This window comes from Pseudomonas sp. Sample_24, from assembly GCF_004307605.1.
Classification (GTDB): domain Bacteria; phylum Pseudomonadota; class Gammaproteobacteria; order Pseudomonadales; family Pseudomonadaceae; genus Aquipseudomonas.
Genome location: NZ_RCNW01000526.1, coordinates 1 through 1681 on the forward strand (window position 1 = coordinate 1; position 1681 = coordinate 1681).

General features: G+C 60.6%; 2 protein-coding genes. Both read left to right on the plus strand.

Features of this window, described 5'->3' with window-relative positions; translation table 11 throughout:
* A partial coding sequence (locus D8V06_RS30995; RefSeq protein WP_241667883.1) for a hypothetical protein occupies positions 1-95 on the plus strand: 95 nt, incomplete at its 5' end.
* Between the two features lie 272 nt (positions 96-367).
* Positions 368-1378 carry an aspartate-semialdehyde dehydrogenase gene (locus D8V06_RS29715; protein WP_130932372.1) on the plus strand — a complete coding sequence of 337 codons (1011 nt, stop codon included), beginning with the start codon at positions 368-370 and terminating at the stop codon, positions 1376-1378.
* Positions 1379-1681: the final 303 nt, after the last annotated feature.

Below are 1681 nucleotides of genomic sequence, written 5' to 3' on the forward strand. Positions count from 1 at the left end.
CGCAGTTCGTCGGCGCGTTCACCGTTGGCGACCAACTGCTGTGGGGCGCGGCCGAGCCGCTGCGTCGCATGTTGCGGATTCTGCTTGAGCGTTGATCGATAGCTGCAATGAAAGAACCCGCGCCTTGAAGGAGGTGCGGGTTTTTTTATCCCCACCGATCATTCCCACGCCCCGCGTCCGATCGTTCCCACGCTCTGCGTGGGAGTGCCGCCATGGACGCTCTGCGTCCGCTGTCGAGGCTGTGACGCGGAGCGTCACGGGATGCATTCCCACGCAGAGCGTGGGAACGATCGTGGTGGGCAGAAATTGCCTGTACACCCACCACCCGGTAAAGTGCCGCTCCCGCCGTTTCGCCAGAGGTAGAACCATGAGCCAGTCCATTGATATTGCCGTGATCGGCGCCACCGGTACTGTTGGCGAAACGCTGGTGCAGATACTCGAAGAGCGCGATTTCCCGGTCGGCGACCTGCACCTGTTGGCCAGCAGTGAGTCCGCTGGCAGTTCGGTGCCGTTCCGGGGCAAGAATGTGCGGGTGCGAGAGGTCGATGAGTTCGACTTCGGCAAGGTGCAGCTGGTGTTCTTCGCCGCAGGTCCGGCGGCCAGCTTGAGTTTCGCCTCCCGTGCCGCGGCGGCCGGTTGCTCGATCATCGACCTGTCCGGCGCCTTGCCCGCCGATCAGGCGCCGCAAGTGGTGCCGGAAGCCAATGCCCAAGTGCTGGCTGGCCTGAAAAAACCGTTTCAGGTCAGCAGCCCGAGTCCGTCGGCTACCACATTGGCGGTGATGCTGGCGCCGCTGCTGGATTTGCTCGACTTGCAGCGCATCAACCTGACCGCCAACCTGGCAGTGTCTGCCCAAGGCCGTGAAGCGGTGAGCGAACTGGCGCGACAGACCGCCGAACTGCTCAACGTGCGTCCACTGGAACCCAAATTCTTCGATCGGCAGATGGCTTTCAATTTGCTGGCGCAAGTCGGCAAGCCGGACGAGCAGGGCCATACACTGCTGGAAAAACGCCTGGTGCGTGAACTGCGTCAGGTGCTGGCGCTGCCTTCGCTGAAAATTTCTGTCACTTGCATTCAAGCCCCGGTGTTTTTTGGCGATAGCTTTAGCGTGACCCTGCAGTCTGCAAGCGCTATCGATCTGGTGAAAGTCAATGCCGCGCTGGAGGATGCACCCGGTATCGAACTGGTCGAGGCGGGTGATTACCCGACACCGGTCGGCGATGCGGTAGGGCAGGATGTGGTCTACGTTGGTCGGGTTCGCCACGGTATCGACGACCTGTCGGAACTTAATTTGTGGCTGACGTCAGATAACGTACGCAAAGGGGCCGCGCTCAATGCTGTGCAGCTGGCCGAATTGTTGATAAAAGACCTGCTGTAAAAGATACTTGGCAACAATTTTCGAATGATTCCGGGTCGGCGTCATGCTTGCCGGGATGCTGAAGGTCAGCCACCCTGCGGGGCTTTCCGGGGCATGCACGAAACAATCGCGCGCGACGACCCTTCGTCGCCGCGCGCAATGCCTTACGGCAGCGACTATCAACACCTTCTCGCTGGCCGAGGAATGTTCAAACTAAGGATGAGCTATGGTTCAAGTTCGCAAACTGGTGTTAGCAATAGCGGCCGCCTCGGCGCTGTCCTCCGGTATGGCGCATGCCCTCGGGCTCGGGGAGCTGACCCTGAA

Excerpts from the sequence above, each read along its gene's own strand:
- D8V06_RS29715 (WP_130932372.1), top strand. The coding sequence starts at position 368 with ATGAGCCAGTCCATTGATATTGCCGTGATCGGCGCCACCGGTACTGTT.